This window comes from Paraburkholderia diazotrophica, assembly GCF_038900755.1.
GTDB lineage: Bacteria > Pseudomonadota > Gammaproteobacteria > Burkholderiales > Burkholderiaceae > Paraburkholderia > Paraburkholderia diazotrophica_A.
Window position 1 is genome coordinate 85,863 of the sequence record NZ_JBBPEN010000010.1, and the last position, 16,329, is coordinate 102,191.

The window sequence follows — 16,329 nt, forward strand, 5'->3', positions numbered from 1 at the left end:
GCCTGGGGCGTTCAGGCGGAAGCGCGGGGGTAGCCTGAGTGGTGACGCGTTCGGCTTCGCTCAATCGTGTCGGCTCCTCGCGAGTCGCGACACCATGTGCGTCGCCATGCCGCGAAAGCCGCCCTGCACGCCGCGCCACAGACGCGGCAGCGCCCAGCTTGCGAGCACCAGAAAGCCCACGAGCAGCACGAGGAACAGCACGGGGACGAACAGCGCGAGCAACAGCCCGCCGAACACGAGCCCGTCCTCGGCCGCCGACGTGACGACGTTCGACACCGGCTCCGGCGACAGGTTGATCAGCGCGCGCGTGCCCGCCTTCGTCAGATGCGACGCGCCCGCGAGCGTGCCGCCCGCCAGCGCGGCGATCGTCATCAGCGACGGATCGGCGTGGCCGAGCGCGCCGACGGCCAGCACCGCGCCCGCCGGAATGCGGATGAACGTATGGATCGCGTCCCACAGCGAGTCGAACGCGGGGATCTTGTCGGCGAGAAATTCAGCGAGGGTCAAGACGGCCGCCGCGCCGATCACCCAGGGCGACTGCAGTACGGACAGCGTATCGGGCAGATGGATGATGCCGGTGCGTCCGAATACGCCCGCGATCAGCACGGTCAGGTACAGACGCAAGCCGCTGCCCCACGACAGGCCCGCCGCAAGCGAAAGAGGTTCAAGCATGGCCGCCTCCGAGGCGCGCGTCGCGTGCCGTCAGTTCCAGCAGCCTGCGCTCGGGACCAGGAAGCCAGGGGGCTCCGCCGTGCCGAAGCCGCCGGATCCGCGCATCAAGGCCGCGCGGAGCAATTTCAGGATGATTTCCGTCTCATTATAGCCACGTCGATTCGCCGGCCGCATGCGCTTTGCGGGCATTTGTGGCATGTTTGCGGCACTTTTTTGAACGGGCGTGCCGGCGACGGGTGTGGATCGGGCGTGGGCCGGGTGTGCGCGGATGGACGCCGCTCCGGCGACAGGCCGATAGCCGGCCGGCGCGCAGAACGATCAGCGCGCTCAGTGCCCCGACGACAGCTTGAGTCCGATCAGTCCGACGACGATCAGCACTGCGCTGCCGACCCGCGCGGCCGTCACGGCCTCGCCCATCATCACGATGCCGAAAATGAACGCGCCGACGGCGCCGATGCCCGTCCAGACGGCGTAAGCGGTGCCGAGCGGCAACTGGCGCATGGCCATCGCGAGCAGCACGAAGCTGCCGAGCGCCGTCACGATGGTGAACACCGACGGCCAGAAACGGGTGAAACCTTCGGATGACTTGAGACCGGCCGCCCACGCAACTTCCAGCAGACCGGCGATAAAGAGAAGAATCCAGGACACGAGACGAACTCCCAGTGTGAGTGGGGCCGTCCCCGTTGAAAGCGGATGCAGCAAGGTCGTCCTTGCCGGGCGCAATTATATCAAGATAGGCGCCAATTCGCCGTTCGCCATACGCCGGCGGATATGGCGACGCAACCGCCTCACGCGACGCCCACGAGCCGGTAGCCGACGCCCGTCTCCGTCACGATGTGCTCGGGCTGCGCGGGATCGCGTTCGAGCTTCTGTCGCAGGTGCGCCATGTAGATACGCAGATAGTGATGGCTTTCGACATGCGACGGCCCCCACACATCGCGCAACAGTTGCCGGTGCGTGAGCACGCGACCCGCGTGGCGCACGAGCGTCGCGAGGAGCCGGTATTCGAGCGGCGTCAGATGCACGGGCTCGCCGTTGCGCGAGACCCGGCGCAGCGCGAGATCGACGGTCACGCCGCCGAAATGCACTTGCGGCGTTTCGTTCGCGCCGCCCTGATTGCGCCGGCGCAGATGCGCGCGAATCCGCGCGAGCAGTTCGGAGACGCCGAACGGCTTGGTCAGGTAATCGTCGGCGCCCGCGTCGAGCGCGGCCACCTTCTCGCTTTCCTGGGTACGCGCCGATAGCACGATCACAGGCAGCCCGCTCCAGCCGCGCAGTTCGCGAATCACGTCGAGCCCATCGGTGTCGGGCAGGCCGAGATCGACGATCACGAGATCGGGCTTGCGCGTGGCCGCTTCGATCAGCCCCTGCTTGCCCGTCGGCGCGTCGTGCACGACGATGCCCTCGCCTTCCAGCGACGCGCGCACGAAGCGGCGGATCTGCTGCTCGTCCTCGATCAGTACAACGGTGATGCTCGGGTCACTCATGAATGGGTATGCGGATGCGTGTCGGCTTGCTGTCGATTATGCGGTTCCGTCGCTTTGCGAGTGTCGGGCGCTTGCGTTGCGTCAGGCGCGGCTTCGGCGGCATCGGCGGCTTCGTCCGGCTCCGGGAGCGCGCATGCCGCATCGTCGGGTCCGGGCGGCGGCGTCCCGATGGGCAGCGTGAACCAGAAGCGCGCGCCCTCGACGCGTCCATCGGCGGCGACGCGGTTGGCCGCGCCGATTCTACCCCCATGGGCCTCGGCGATCGCGCGGCAGATCGCGAGCCCGAGTCCAATGCCCGGCTTCGCCGATTCCTTCTCGCCGCGCGTGAATTTCTCGAAGATGCGCGTTTCCATGCCGGGCGGCAGACCGGGGCCGCTATCGTCGACGGTCACGCGCACGAACGGCTTGTCGTTCTCGTCGATGCGCTGCGCGCCGATCATGAGCGGCGTATCGGGCGGCACATACTTTGCCGCGTTTTCGAACAGGTTCGCGAAGAGACGCTCCAGCAGCACGGCGTCGATCTGCAGCAACGGCAGATCGGCGGGCAGCGCGACCTGCACGGGATGCCGCGCGAGCGTGCGCTTGCAGTCCCGCAGCGCCGAGCCGACCGTCTCTTCGAGCAGCGACCATTGCCGGTTCAGCTTCAGGCTGCCCGCCTGCAGACGCGCCATGTCGAGCAGGTTCGTGACGATGCCCGTCATGCGCAGCGCTTCTTCGTGGATCGCATCGACGAGTTCGCCTTGCGCCGCATTCGCGCCGTCGGCAGACGCGTCGCGCTGTGCGGCGAGCATCGACGAAAAGCCGACGATGGCTGTGAGCGGCGTGCGCAGATCGTGCGAAATCGCCGAGAGCAGCGAGTTGCGCAGCCGCTCGGACTCCATGCTGACGAGCGCATCGCGCGCGATATCGACGTAATGCACGCGCTCCAGTGCCAGCGCGATCTGCGCGGCGAACGCGTCGAGCATGCGCTGCTGCTCGGGCACGTCGAGTTCGCGCTCGTCCTGCGTCGCGACGGCGAGCACGCCGCGCGTGCGCATCGGCGCGCGCAGCGGCAAATAGAGCGCCTTCGCGGCAGGCAGCGTATCGGTGCCGTGGCCCGCCGGCTTCTGCTGGTCGTAGACCCACTGGCCGACGTCGACGTCGAGGGAAGCGGCATCGAGCATGATGCTCACGTCGGGATCGTCGATCTTCTGCTTCACCTGATCGGCGCTATCGGGCAAGAGCACCGCGACGCGCGCGCGGAACACCTCGCTCACGTGCCGGCTGCCAATGCCGACGATCTGCTCCGTCGTCAGCGCGGCCGCCAGTTCGCGCGCCATCGCGTACATCGCGCTCGTGCGCTGCTCGCGTCGGCGCGCGACGCTTGCTTCACGCCGCAACGTCGACGTCAGATGGCCGATCACGAGTGAAGTGAGCAGCATGCCGAGGAACGTCAGCAGGTATTGCGTATCGCTGACGGAGAACGACATGCGCGGCGGCACGAAGAAGAAATCGAACGCCGCGACGGAGAGGAACGACAGCATCACGCCCGGTCCGCGGCCGAGCTTCACCGCCGTGAAGATCACGCCGAGCAGATACAGCATCACGAGGTTCGCGAGATCGATGCGATCGATCAGCTGGCTCGCGACCAGGGTCACGCCCGCGCAGATCGCGAGCGCCCATGCGTAGCTGCGCGGCGGCGAATGGCGGTCGTGCGCGACGCTCAACGCTTCGCGCCAAGCGCGCACTTCTTCGTCGGCGCGGCGGTCGCGCGTCGGGCCCTTCGTCGGTCCAGTTTCATCGCTGCTCGCGCGGATCAGCGTGAGATCGAGATCGCTTGCGCGTTCCGCGAGACGCTCGCCGAACGGCCGGCGCAGCCAGCGCGCGAAGCCGATCGCTGCCGAGCCGCCCGCGACCAGCTTCGACACGTTGCGCACGCGCGCATAGCCGATCAGCGTCGAGACGGCATCCGCGCCCGCGAGCGTCGCCGTTTCCGCGCCGAGTTCGGCGGCGAGCTTCAGCGCGTCGAGCGTGCGCTTGCGGTGCGCATCGGGGAGACGTTGAAGCTTCGGCGTCTCGACATAGACGGCGATCCAGTCGGCCTTCAGGCTCGCCGCGAGACGCGCCGCCGCGCGCACCAGCAGCGGCGCTTCGGGGCCGGGCCCGACGCAGACCAGCAGACGTTCGCGCGCCTGCCAGATGCGCTGGATCGAACGGTCCGCGCGGTACTCGCGCATCTGCGCATCGACGCGATCCGCCGTGCGCCTCAGCGCCAGTTCGCGCAGTGCGATCAGATTGCCCTTGCGAAAAAAGTTGCGCACCGCGCGCTCGGCCTGCTGCGGCATGTAGACCTTGCCGTCGCGCATGCGGTCGAGCAGCTCTTCGGCGGGCAAGTCGACGAGCGTCACTTCGTCCGCGCTGTCGAACACGCGATCGGGCACGGTCTCCCACACGCGGATGCCCGTGATCTGGCCGACGACGTCGTTGAGGCTTTCGAGGTGCTGGACGTTGACGGTCGTATAGACGTCGATGCCCGCGTCGAGCAGTTCGTACACGTCCTGCCAGCGCTTCGCGTGGCGCGCGCCCTGCACGCCTGGCGCGGCCCGGTTCGAATGCGCGAGTTCGTCGACGAGGATCAGTTGCGGCTTGCGTTCGAGCGCGGCATCGAGATCGAATTCGGCCAGCAGCCTGTTGCGGTATTCGATGCGGGCGAGCGGCAGGACGTCGAGCCCTTCGAGCAGCGCCGCTGTTTCGCTGCGGCCATGCGTTTCCGCGATGCCGACGACGACATCGACACTTTCTTCCTTGCGACGGCGCGCGGCGAGCAGCATTGCATAGGTCTTGCCGACGCCCGCTGATGCGCCGAAGAAAATCTTCAGCTTGCCGCGCTGGCGTTTTTCTTCTTCGCGCTGGAGTTTGTCGAGGAGTTCGTCGGGGTCGGGGCGGGACATAGCATGGCGTGTTTGTTTGCACTTTCGTGCGGGTATGGTGGCATGTTTTTTTGTTCGTCTGCGACGCGTTGGTTTTTTGCCCTCGTCACGGATGCCAGCGCAAAGGCAAGAACACCACAACGAAACGCCGTCGCAGACACTTCAATCAGCCGTGCTGCACCTCATCAAGCGCAAGATTCAACTCGAGTACATTCACCCGCGCCTCACCGAACAAACCAAACTGCCGACGGCTTGTATAGCGGTCAACCAGCGCCGCAACGTCGTTAGCATTCATCTGCCGTGCAGCGGCAACCCGCTCGACCTGATATGCGGCCGCCGCAGGCGAAATCTCGGGATCAAGCCCACTACCCGACGAAGTCACGAGATCGACGGGAACAGCCACCCCGGCAGGCAAATGCCCCGCCGCCTGCAAGGCCGCGAGACGGCCCTTCGTTTCATCGGCGAGCGCCGGGTTGATCGGGCCCAGATTCGAGCCGCTCGAACCTTTCGCGTCGTACGGCATCGGCGTCGTCGCCGAGAGGCGGCCCCAGAAGTACTGCGGCGCGTCGAACTGCTGGCCGATCAGCCGCGAGCCGGCCACCTTGCCGTCGTGCTCGATCAGACTGCCGTTGGCCTTGTCGTGAAAGACGGCCTGGCCGAACGCCGTCATCACGGCGGGATACGCGAGACCCGTGAGCGCCGTCAACACGGCGAAGATCACGAGCATCGGACGAAAAAGCGATTTCATGATTCAACTTCCTTTTATCTGTCTATCACCGTGCGCATCACACCCAGCCGAACGCGGCCAGCACCATGTCGATCAGCTTGATCCCGAAGAACGGCACGATGATGCCGCCCAGGCCATAGACCAGCAGATTGCGGCGCAACAGGATCGCCGCGCCGAGCGGCCGGTACTTCACGCCCTTGAGCGCGAGCGGAATCAGCAGCACGATGATCAGCGCGTTGAAGATCACAGCGGACATGATCGCGGACGTGGGCGTCGCCAGATGCATCACGTTCAGCGCGTTCAGCGCCGGGTACGTCGTCGCGAACGCCGCGGGGATGATCGCAAAATACTTCGCGACGTCGTTCGCAATCGAGAACGTCGTCAGCGACCCGCGCGTCATCAGCATCTGCTTGCCGATCTCGACGATCTCGATCAGCTTCGTCGGATTCGAATCGAGGTCGACCATGTTGCCCGCCTCCTTCGCGGCCTGCGTGCCCGTATTCATCGCGACGGCCACATCGGCTTGCGCGAGCGCGGGAGCATCGTTGGTGCCGTCGCCCGTCATCGCGACAAGCCGCCCTTCGGCCTGATGCGCGCGAATCGTCGTCAGCTTCGCTTCCGGCGTCGCTTCCGCAAGGAAATCGTCGACGCCCGCTTCCGCAGCAATCGCCGCGGCCGTCAGCCGGTTGTCGCCCGTCACCATCACGGTCTTGATGCCCATTTTGCGCAGCTCGGCAAAACGCTCCTTGATGCCGCCCTTCACCACGTCCTTCAGCTCGATCACCCCCATCACGCGCGCGCCACCCTCGTCCTTCCCGGCAACCACGAGCGGCGTGCTGCCGCGCCGCGCGACCTCCGTCACCGCAGTCGACACATCGACCGGAAAGCGGCCGCCGTGCGCTTCGACGTAATGCTTCACGGCATCGGCTGCGCCCTTGCGGATTTCGCGGCCAGGCAGATCGACGCCGCTCATGCGCGTCTGCGCGCTGAACGCGAGAAAGATGGGATGCAGCGTGCCCATGTCGCGCTGGCGGATATTGAAGCGCTGCTTCGCGAGCACGACGATGCTGCGGCCTTCCGGTGTTTCGTCGGAGAGCGACGACAGTTGCGCGGCATCGGCGAGGGCTTCTTCCGTCACGCCCGACGCGGGAATGAAGGCCGACGCCTGGCGGTTGCCGAGCGTGATCGTGCCCGTCTTGTCGAGCAGCAGCACGTCGACGTCGCCTGCCGCTTCGACCGCGCGGCCCGACGTCGCGATCACGTTCGCCTGCATCATGCGGCTCATGCCCGCGACGCCGATCGCCGACAACAGGCCGCCGATCGTCGTCGGAATCAGGCACACGAGCAGCGCGACGAGCGCCGTGATCGTCACGACATGCCCCGCCGAATTTGCCAAATGAGCCGCTTCTACCGAGAACATCGAGAACGGCAAGAGCGTCGCGGTCGCGAGCAGGAGAACGATGGTCAGCGCGACCAGCAGAATGGTCAGCGCGATTTCGTTCGGCGTCTTCTGACGCTTCGCGCCTTCGACCATCGCGATCATGCGGTCGAGAAACGCTTCGCCCGGATTGGCCGTCACGCGCACGACGATCCAGTCGGACAGCACGCGCGTGCCGCCCGTCACCGACGAAAAGTCGCCGCCCGACTCGCGGATCACGGGCGCGGATTCACCCGTGATCGCCGATTCGTCGACGGATGCGACGCCTTCGATCACTTCGCCGTCGGCGGGAATCGTGTCGCCCGTCTCGACGAGCACGACATCGCCGCGGCGCAGATCGGACGCCGTCATGATGCGGATCGGCGACTTCGGATGCGGCTCGTTGAGCTTCTTCGCCATCACGTCTTTCTTCGCGCTGCGCAGCGACGCCGCCTGCGCTTTCGAGCGCCCTTCGGCGAGCGCTTCGGCGAAGTTCGCGAACAGCACCGTGAACCACAGCCACAGCGACACCGCGAGAATGAAGCCCGCGGGCGCCTCGGCCTGGCCGTTGAGCGCGGCGATCCAGAGGATCGTCGTCAGGATGCTGCCGACATAGACGCAGAACATCACCGGGTTGCGGAACTGCGTATGCGGCTTGAGTTTCTTGAATGAGTCCACGATTGCGGGGCGCACGAGCGCCGGATCGAACATGGACCGCGTAGCAGAATGGTCAGTCATTTCTTCCTCTAATTGCTTCGCTGTTTTGTGCGTCTTTTGCATGGCACAGACAGTCCGTCAATGACCCGCGATCATCATCAGATGCTCGACGCCGGGGCCGAGCGCGAGCGCGGGCACGTACGTCAGCGCGCCGACCAGCAGCACCGTGCCGAGCAGCAGCACGACGAAGAGCGGACCGTGCGTCGGCAGCGTGCCGCCCGTCACTGCGATGCGCTTCTTCGCGGCGAGCGAGCCCGCGATCGCGAGCACGGGAACGATCGTGCCGAAGCGGCCGAACCACATCGCAATCGCGGTGAGCCAGTTGTAGAACGGCGTGCTCACGGTGAGGCCCGCGAACGCGCTGCCGTTGTTGTTGGCGGCCGAGCTGAACGCATAGAGGATTTCGGAGAAGCCGTGCGCGCCCGGATTCAGGATGCCTGCCTTGCCCGCATCGGTGAGCACGGCAATCGACGTCGCGACGAGCACCAGCAGCGGCGTCAGCAGCACGACGATCGACACCATCTTCATCTCGTACGCTTCGATCTTCTTGCCGACGTATTCAGGCGTGCGGCCGATCATCAGCCCCGCGACGAACACGGCGAGCATCGCGAACACCAGCATCCCGTACAGACCCGAACCCACGCCGCCGAAGATCACTTCGCCGAGCTGCATCAGGAGCATCGGCACGAGGCCGCCGAGCGGCGTCAGCGAGTCGTGCGTGTTGGCGACGGCGCCGCACGAAGCCGCCGTCGTCGCGACCGTGAAGATGCCCGACTGCGCGATGCCGAAGCGCGTTTCCTTGCCTTCCATGTTGCCGCCCGGTTGGAGCGCGCTCGCGGACTGATCGACGTGCAGCGTCGTGAAGAGGGGATTGCCGCTCTGCTCCGCGCCGATCTCGCCCGCGATGCTCACGGCGAACGCGATCGTCATCACCGCGAGCACGGCGACGCCCTGCTTGCCGTCGCCGATCATGCGGCCGAACACGAGACACAGCGAGGCCGGAATGATCAGGATCGAGAGCATCTGCACGAAGTTCGAGAACGGCGTCGGGTTCTCGTACGGATGCGCCGAGTTGCCGTTGAAGAAGCCGCCGCCGTTCGTGCCGAGCATCTTGATCGCTTCCTGCGTGGCGACGGGGCCCATCGCGATGGTCTGCGACTTGACGGGCGTATCGACCATCACGGGGTTGCCTTTCGCGTCCTTCACCGCGTTGCCTTGCGCGTCCGCCTTCGGCGCCTGGTACGTGGTGGTTTGCAGCGTCGGCACTTCCCGATAGGACTCGAAGTTCTGGATCACGCCCTGGCTCATCAGCAGCGCCGCGACGATCGCGGCCATCGGTAGCAGCACGTAGAGCGTCACGCGCGTGATGTCGATCCAGAAGTTGCCGATGGTTTGCGCGGTGTGTCGCGCGAAGCCGCGCACCAGCGCGATCACGACGACGATGCCCGTCGCCGCCGACAGGAAGTTCTGCACGGTGAGGCCAAGCATCTGCGTCAGATAGCCGACCGTCTGCTCCGGCGAGTAGTCCTGCCAGTTCGTGTTGGTGACGAAGCTGACGGCCGTGTTGAACGCGCCGTCTACCGTCATCGCGCCGAACTGCTGCGGGTTGCCGGGCAGCCATCCCTGCACGCGCAGCAGCACGTACAGAAACACGACGCCCAATACGTTGAACGCGATCGTGGCGATCGCGTACTGCTTCCAGCTCATTTCGTGTGCCGGATCGACGCCCGCGACGCGGTACAGCAGACGCTCGAGCGGTCCGCCCAGTTTGACGACGCGCGACGTGCCGTCCATCACGCGCGTCAGATAGCGCGAGACGGGCACGGCCAGCGCAAGCAGCACGACGATGAAGATCGCCGGCTGCAGGACATTGTTGAAGTTCATTCAATGTCCTCCGCGCGCAGCAGCGCATAGACGAGGTAAGCGAAGAGCAGCGCGGTCGCCGCCCCCGATAGCCAGAGGACCCAGATCATGAGCGCGCTCCCTGACCGCGGCCATAGCGTGTGAGCCGCTCGCATCCGGCGATCAACCCAAAGGTCAGCGCAGCGAAAAGCGCGATGCCCCCGACGTACAGCACATCCATTTCATGTTCTCCAAATGTTGGACGATGGATGCCCGCAACGTTATGCCGATCGGTATAAAGGGTTGGTCAAAGGTTGGTTGAGGGATGTAAAAAAGGTGTAAACGAAAAAGCCGCTTCACGCCCAGCGTGAAGCGGCCTTCTATTCGAGCGCGCAGCCCGGCAGCCCCTTATCCCTTACGGCAGCAAAACCGTCGACCCCGTCGTCCGGCGCGCTTCGAGATCCTCATGCGCCTTGCCCACATCGGCGAGCGCGTAGCGCTGGTTGATGCTCGTCTTGACCTTGCCCGACGCGATCACGTCGAACAGTTCGCCCGCCATCGCGTCGTAATCGCTGCGCTTGCCGATGTAGGTGAACAGCGTGGGCCGCGTGAAGAACAGCGAGCCGCGTCCCGCGAATTCCGACGAATCGATCGGCGGCAGCGGCCCCGACGCATTGCCGAAGCTCACGAACATGCCGAGCGGCGCAAGGCAATCGAGCGAAGCCGTAAACGTGTCCTTGCCGATCGAGTCATACACGACGGGCACGCCCGCGCCGTTCGTGATCTCGCGCACGCGCTTCGTGAAGTTCTCGCGCGTATAGACGATGGGATGATCGCAGCCGTGGGCCTTCGCGATGGCCGCCTTCTCGTCGGAACCGACTGTGCCGATCACCGTCGCGCCCAGTGCCTTCGCCCACTGGCACACAAGCAGGCCGACGCCGCCCGCCGCGGCCTGGATCAGGATCGTGTCGCCGGCCTTCACCGGGTACGTGCGGCGCAACAGGTACTGCGCCGTCAGCCCTTGCAGCATCACCGACGCCGCGTCTTCATAACCGATCGCATCCGGCAGCTTCACGACCTGCGCGGCAGACAGTACGCGCTCCTGCGCATACGCGCCCGGCGGCCGCGCGACATACGCGACGCGATCGCCGGCCTTCAGCCCCGTCACGCCCGCGCCCACGGCGAGCACCTCGCCCGCCGCCTCCATGCCGAGCCCGCCCGGCAGCGGCAGCGGATACAGGCCCGTGCGGAAATACACGTCGATATAGTTCAGACCGACCGCATGCTGCCTGATGCGGATTTCGCCGTTGCCCGGCTCGCCTACCTCGACGTCGACCCACTTCATCACTTCGGGGCCGCCCGTCTTGTCGAATCGAATTGCCTTGACCATTTTCTCTCCAGATTCGTTCGTGATGCCTGCCTGAATGAACGCGGACGACGCCGTCAGACCTGCTGCGAAAAACGCAGCGTCAGATCGTCGAGGATCATCCGCGCGGTCGAGATGTTCGTCGCGCACGGCACATTGTGCACATCGCATGCGCGCACCAGCGCGTTGATGTCCGGCTCGTGCGGCTGCGGCGTCATCGGATCGCGCAGGAAGATCACCACGTCGACCCGCCCTTCGGCGAGTTGCGCGCCGATCTGCAAGTCGCCGCCATTCGGGCCGGACAGCATCCGCTCGACCTTCAGCCCATGCGCATCGGCGATGCGCGAGCCCGTCGTGCCCGTGGCGATCAGCTCGCAGCGCGCGAGCGTGTCGACGTATTCGCCCGCCAGCCTGACGATGTCGTCCTTCTTGTGATCGTGTGCGATCAGCGCGACGCGTGTTGTCATGTCATTGCTCCTCTTGTGTTGTCGTTATGGTCGTTATGGGCGTTGTAGTTGTCGTTGCGTTTGCGAAAGCGCGCGGCACGCTCAGAACGTGCCGGGATAAGCGCCGCCATCCAGCAGCCAGTTCTGTCCCGTGATATAGCCCGCGTGCACGCTGCACAGGAACGCGCACGCGCGGCCGAATTCGTCGGGCGTGCCAAAGCGGCGCGCGGGGATCGTCGCCATGCGCTGCTCGCGCGCTTCGTCGACGGAAATGTTCTGCGATTTCGCCTGCGCGTCGAACGTCACGGCGATGCGATCCGTGTCGAACAGCCCCGGCAGCAGATTGTTGATCGTCACGCCGTGCGGCGCCACCTTGCGCGCGACGCCCGCGACGAAGCCCGTCAGGCCCGAGCGCGCGCCGTTCGACAGGCCGAGCACGTCGATGGGCGCCTTCACCGACGAGCTCGTGATGTTGACGACGCGGCCAAAGCCGCGCGAGATCATGCCGTCGATGGTCGCGCGGATCAGCTCGATCGGCGTGAGCATGTTCCCTTCGAGCGCGCGAATCCAGTCGTCGTGCGTGAAGTTGCGAAAGTCGCCGGGCGGGGGACCGCCCGCGTTGTTGACGAGGATGTCCGGCTGCGGACACGCGGCGAGCGCTGCGGCACGGCCTTCGGGCGTGGTGATGTCGCAGGCCACGGCCTTCACGTCGACGCCCGTTTTCGCGCGGATACCGGCCGCCGTCGCTTCGAGCGTTTGCGCCGTGCGCGCGACGATCGTCACGTTCACGCCCTCCGCCGCCAGCGCCTCGGCGCAGCCGCGTCCCAGTCCCTTGCTCGCTGCGCAAACCAGCGCAGTCTTTCCTGCGATTCCCAGATCCATGTGCTTTTTCCTTTTGTCTTGCGCGCGATGCGTGAGGACGCGTCGCGCTCGCGGTCGGTCAACTGTCCCCCGATTCTAGAAGAATCGACGCGGCGCTGCCGGAGCTCGCTTCCGTCCATCTTCCGTTCCGCTGCGATTCCTTTCCACAATCTCCAGTCTCTTTCCGCCACCCTTCCGGTAAACTCGCAGCCAAGGCGCACGCGTCCGCCGTCCTTCGTTGCCCACCGTTGCCCGATACGGGCTGCGAAACCGGGCTGCAAAACAGGCCGCGATACGCCGCGCCGCTCCCCATCGACAGCACAGCTCATTTACCGCCGCGAGGCGCCACGTCATGACTCAGGACAGCCGTTTTCCCAATCTTTTCATCCTCGATCACCCGCTGATCCAGCACAAGCTGTCGCACATGCGCGACCGCGACACGTCCACGCGGACGTTCCGCGAGCTGCTGCGCGAAATCACGCTGCTGATGGGCTATGAAATCACCCGCAACCTGCCGATGACGACTCGCCGCGTGAGCACGCCGCTCGTCGACATCGACGCGCCCGTGATCGCCGGCAAGAAGCTCGCGATCGTGCCCGTGCTGCGCGCGGGCGTCGGCATGTCGGACGGGCTGCTCGAGCTGATCCCGTCGGCGCGCGTCGGCCATATCGGCGTGTATCGCGACGACGCTCACCGTCCCGTCGAGTACCTGGTGCGCCTGCCCGATCTGGAGGACCGCATCTTCATCCTGTGCGATCCGATGGTCGCGACGGGATACTCGGCCGTGCACGCGATCGACGTGCTGAAGCGCCGCGGCGTCGCGGGCGAGAACATTTCGTTCCTCGCGCTCGTCGCCGCGCCGGAGGGCGTCGAGGTATTCCAGAACGCGCACCCGGATGTGAAGCTGTATGTCGCGTCGCTCGATTCGCACCTGAACGAGCATGCGTACATCATTCCGGGGCTCGGCGACGCGGGCGACCGGCTGTTCGGCACAAAGAACTGACGAAAGCCACTGACGATGCGGCTGATGATGCGGCTGACGATATAGCTGACAACGGCCGCTGACGAAAGCGGCCCGAGAAATCCCGGCGGCTGACAACGCGCCGACGGACATCGCCGCGCGGGGCGGCACCGCAAGGAAAGTCTCGTGCCGCCCCGTGCGAGTCCGCATCCCGCCCCTTCAGAGGCGTGCCCCCGGCATGATAAAATCGCGCTCTGTCCATTGAACGGACAGCTCACCCTGCTGGCATCGCTTTGCGGCATTCCTACCCCGGTTTGCGCCTTCACCGGCTACTGTACTGACGACGCCAACTGCGGCGCTTTGGCCGGTTCCGTCGATCCCGCGACGCTTTCACGGCGCCATGCTGGCGCATTTCAGGGTGCGACCGGACTGACATCGAGGCGCGAGCGCGAATCCGCACCGCCGCCCGAAATCGCAACGACTATTGCACTATGCGTGCGCCCCGCTGGCGCGCGCGACGGAGAAAGGTATGGCGGGTCATTCGAAATGGGCCAACATCAAGCATAAGAAAGCAGCGGCCGATGCCAAGAAAGGCAAGATCTGGACGCGACTCATCAAGGAAATCCAGGTCGCGGCGCGCATGGGCGGCGGCGACATCGACTCGAACCCGCGTCTGCGGCTCGCCGTCGACAAGGCGTACGACGCCAACATGCCGAAGGACAACGTCAACCGCGCGATCCAGCGCGGCGTGGGCGGCGTCGACGGCGCGAGCTACGAGGAAATCCGCTACGAGGGTTACGGCATCGGCGGCGCGGCCATCATCGTCGACACGATGACGGACAACCGCACCCGCACCGTCGCGGAAGTGCGCCACGCGTTCTCGAAATTCGGCGGCAACATGGGCACGGACGGCTCGGTGTCGTTCATGTTCGATCACGTCGGCCAGTTCCTGTTCGCGCCCGGCACGCCCGAAGACAAGCTGATGGAAGCCGCGCTCGAAGCGGGCGCCGACGACGTCGTGACGAACGACGACGGCAGCATCGAAGTGATCTGCCCGCCGAACGATTTCCCGAAGGTGAAGAGCGCGCTCGAAGCCGCTGGCTTTAAGGCGGAAGTCGCTGAAGTGACGATGAAGCCGCAGACGGAAGTCGAGTTCACGGGCGACGACGCCGTCAAGATGCAGAAGCTGCTCGACGCGCTGGAAAATCTGGACGACGTGCAGGAAGTCTATACAAACGCGGCAATCGCCGACGAGTGAAGCCGACGGTGAGCGCGCCGCCCATGTCCGGGCCGTTGCGGCGCTCCCCGCTTCCCTCGCGTTGCACCGGCGCGTCACGACGCGCGCACCAACTGCACGGCATCCAGGCGATTTCCGCCACATTGTCCCGTTCCGTTGCCTGCATCACAGGCGTCGCGTTCGCGTTGTGCGAAGGTAGAGGCAGATATCCACGGCTCGCGCCGCCGCGCGGGCCGTTCACGGTTTTTAGTATTCGGGGAATCACATGAAGTTACTCGTCGTCGGTTCCGGCGGTCGCGAACATGCGCTCGCATGGAAGCTCGCGCAGTCGCCGCGCGTCCAGCTCGTCTATGTCGCGCCCGGCAACGGCGGCACCGCGCAGGACGACCGCCTGCGCAACGTCGGCATCACCGACCCGAACGCGCTCGCTGACTTCGTCGAGCAAGAACAGATCGCGTTCACGCTGGTCGGTCCCGAGCAGCCGCTCGCGGCGGGCATCGTCAACATCTTCCGCGCGCGCGGCCTGAAAATTTTCGGCCCAACGCGCGAGGCGGCGCAGCTCGAAAGCTCGAAGGACTTCGCGAAGGCGTTCATGAAGCGCCACGCGATTCCAACCGCCGAATACGAAACCTTCTCGGATGTCGCCGCCGCGCACGCCTACATCGACGCCAAGGGCGCGCCCATCGTCATCAAGGCCGACGGCCTCGCGGCCGGCAAGGGCGTGGTCGTCGCGCAGACGCTGGAAGAAGCGCATGCGGCCGTCGACATGATGCTGTCGGACAACAAGCTCGGCGACGCGGGCGCGCGCGTCGTAATCGAAGAGTTCCTCGCCGGCGAGGAAGCGAGCTTCATCGTGATGGTCGACGGCAAGCATGTGCTGCCGCTCGCGTCGAGCCAGGATCACAAGCGCCTGCTCGACGGCGATCAGGGCCCGAACACGGGCGGCATGGGCGCCTACTCGCCCGCGCCTATCGTCACGCCCCAAATGCACGCCCGCGTGATGCGCGAAATCATCCTGCCGACCGTGCGCGGCATGGAACAGGAAGGAATCCGCTTCACGGGCTTCCTGTACGCCGGCCTGATGATCGACGCGCAAGGCAACCCGAAGACGCTCGAGTTCAACTGCCGGATGGGCGATCCGGAAACGCAGCCGATCATGGCGCGCCTGAAGGGCGACTTCTCGAAGGTCGTCGAGGCCGCGATCGCGGGCACGCTCGATACGGTGGATCTCGAATGGGACCGCCGCACGGCGCTGGGCGTCGTGCTGGCCGCGCACAACTATCCGGACGCGCCACGCAAGGGCGATTTCATCAGCGGCATTCCGCCGGAAACCGCCGACGCCGTCACGTTCCACGCGGGCACGACGCTCGCGGACGGCAAGCTGACGACGTCGGGCGGGCGCGTGCTGTGCGTCGTGGGTCTCGCGGATTCGGTACGCAGCGCGCAGTCGGTCGCGTACGAAGCGATCAATCACATTTCGTTCGACGGCATGCAGTACCGCCGCGACATCGGTTATCGCGCGGCCAACCGCAAGCACAGCTGAGCCTGCCTGCTCCGGCAGGGGCGCGCTATGCGGCGCGGCGAACTCGCCTCTGCACGGCCCTGCGGGGCCGTCCGATCCGGTTCGATTCTGGGTTCGGTACGGATTTTCGGTTCGGGTTCGATCCGGGCTCGGTTCTGGCCGCTT

The 16,329-nt window shown here is 65.8% G+C and carries 15 protein-coding genes; 3 read left to right on the top strand and 12 right to left on the bottom strand.

All coding sequences use genetic code 11. The annotated features are described in order from the left end of the window. Positions 1-60: 60 nt before the first annotated feature. The 12 genes from AABE10_RS27385 to AABE10_RS27440 all read right to left on the bottom strand — a co-directional run bounded on the left by AABE10_RS27385 (position 61) and on the right by AABE10_RS27440 (position 12,465). Positions 61-672 carry a DUF4126 domain-containing protein gene (locus AABE10_RS27385; protein WP_342936346.1) on the bottom strand — a complete coding sequence of 204 codons (612 nt, stop codon included), beginning with the start codon at positions 670-672 and terminating at the stop codon, positions 61-63. A 327-nt stretch (positions 673-999) separates the two neighbouring features. After that, positions 1,000-1,320 carry a quaternary ammonium compound efflux SMR transporter SugE gene (sugE, locus tag AABE10_RS27390; RefSeq protein WP_342936347.1) on the bottom strand — a complete coding sequence of 107 codons (321 nt, stop codon included), beginning with the start codon at positions 1,318-1,320 and terminating at the stop codon, positions 1,000-1,002. 140 nt (positions 1,321-1,460) lie between these two features. Continuing rightward, the gene (kdpE, locus tag AABE10_RS27395) at positions 1,461-2,159 is read right to left on the bottom strand and encodes a two-component system response regulator KdpE (RefSeq protein WP_342936348.1); all 699 of its coding nucleotides are present in this window, start codon (positions 2,157-2,159) and stop codon (positions 1,461-1,463) included. Next, positions 2,156-5,089, bottom strand: a complete 2,934-nt coding sequence (locus AABE10_RS27400; RefSeq protein ID WP_342936349.1) for a DUF4118 domain-containing protein — start codon at positions 5,087-5,089, stop codon at positions 2,156-2,158. The genes kdpE and AABE10_RS27400 overlap by 4 nt, the downstream gene beginning before the upstream one ends. A 145-nt stretch (positions 5,090-5,234) precedes the next feature. Further along, the gene (kdpC, locus tag AABE10_RS27405; RefSeq protein ID WP_342936350.1) at positions 5,235-5,816 is read right to left on the bottom strand and encodes a potassium-transporting ATPase subunit KdpC; all 582 of its coding nucleotides are present in this window, start codon (positions 5,814-5,816) and stop codon (positions 5,235-5,237) included. A gap of 37 nt (positions 5,817-5,853) precedes the next feature. After that, a complete protein-coding gene (kdpB, locus tag AABE10_RS27410; protein WP_342936351.1) occupies positions 5,854-7,950 on the bottom strand; it encodes a potassium-transporting ATPase subunit KdpB in 2,097 nt (698 codons plus the stop codon). Positions 7,951-8,007: 57 nt separating this feature from the next. Beyond that, positions 8,008-9,813: a potassium-transporting ATPase subunit KdpA gene (kdpA, locus tag AABE10_RS27415; protein WP_342936352.1), complete on the bottom strand. Its 1,806-nt coding sequence runs from the start codon at positions 9,811-9,813 to the stop codon at positions 8,008-8,010. Further along, a complete protein-coding gene (gene kdpF / locus AABE10_RS27420) occupies positions 9,810-9,902 on the bottom strand; it encodes a K(+)-transporting ATPase subunit F (protein ID WP_342936353.1) in 93 nt (30 codons plus the stop codon). Before kdpF ends, kdpA begins: the two co-directional genes overlap by 4 nt. Next, the gene (locus AABE10_RS27425; RefSeq protein WP_090864435.1) at positions 9,899-10,012 is read right to left on the bottom strand and encodes a potassium ABC transporter ATPase; all 114 of its coding nucleotides are present in this window, start codon (positions 10,010-10,012) and stop codon (positions 9,899-9,901) included. Before AABE10_RS27425 ends, kdpF begins: the two co-directional genes overlap by 4 nt. 174 nt (positions 10,013-10,186) lie before the next feature. Continuing rightward, a complete protein-coding gene (locus tag AABE10_RS27430; protein WP_342936354.1) occupies positions 10,187-11,161 on the bottom strand; it encodes a quinone oxidoreductase in 975 nt (324 codons plus the stop codon). A gap of 53 nt (positions 11,162-11,214) precedes the next feature. Continuing rightward, the gene (locus AABE10_RS27435) at positions 11,215-11,604 is read right to left on the bottom strand and encodes a methylglyoxal synthase (protein WP_152762372.1); all 390 of its coding nucleotides are present in this window, start codon (positions 11,602-11,604) and stop codon (positions 11,215-11,217) included. An 81-nt stretch (positions 11,605-11,685) separates the two neighbouring features. Next, on the bottom strand, positions 11,686-12,465 hold the full coding sequence (locus AABE10_RS27440) for an SDR family oxidoreductase (RefSeq protein ID WP_342936355.1): 780 nt from the start codon (positions 12,463-12,465) through the stop codon (positions 11,686-11,688). 331 nt (positions 12,466-12,796) lie between these two features. On the opposite strand from AABE10_RS27440, the gene upp reads away from it, so the two are divergent. From upp to purD, 3 genes are all read left to right on the top strand, one after another. Beyond that, the gene (gene upp / locus AABE10_RS27445; RefSeq protein WP_090864440.1) at positions 12,797-13,447 is read left to right on the top strand and encodes a uracil phosphoribosyltransferase; all 651 of its coding nucleotides are present in this window, start codon (positions 12,797-12,799) and stop codon (positions 13,445-13,447) included. A gap of 487 nt (positions 13,448-13,934) precedes the next feature. Then, positions 13,935-14,663 (top strand): YebC/PmpR family DNA-binding transcriptional regulator, encoded by a 729-nt coding sequence (locus tag AABE10_RS27450; protein WP_342936356.1) that lies wholly within the window; start codon positions 13,935-13,937, stop codon positions 14,661-14,663. A 244-nt stretch (positions 14,664-14,907) separates the two neighbouring features. Further along, positions 14,908-16,185: a phosphoribosylamine--glycine ligase gene (purD, locus tag AABE10_RS27455; RefSeq protein ID WP_342936357.1), complete on the top strand. Its 1,278-nt coding sequence runs from the start codon at positions 14,908-14,910 to the stop codon at positions 16,183-16,185. Positions 16,186-16,329 lie beyond the last annotated feature (144 nt).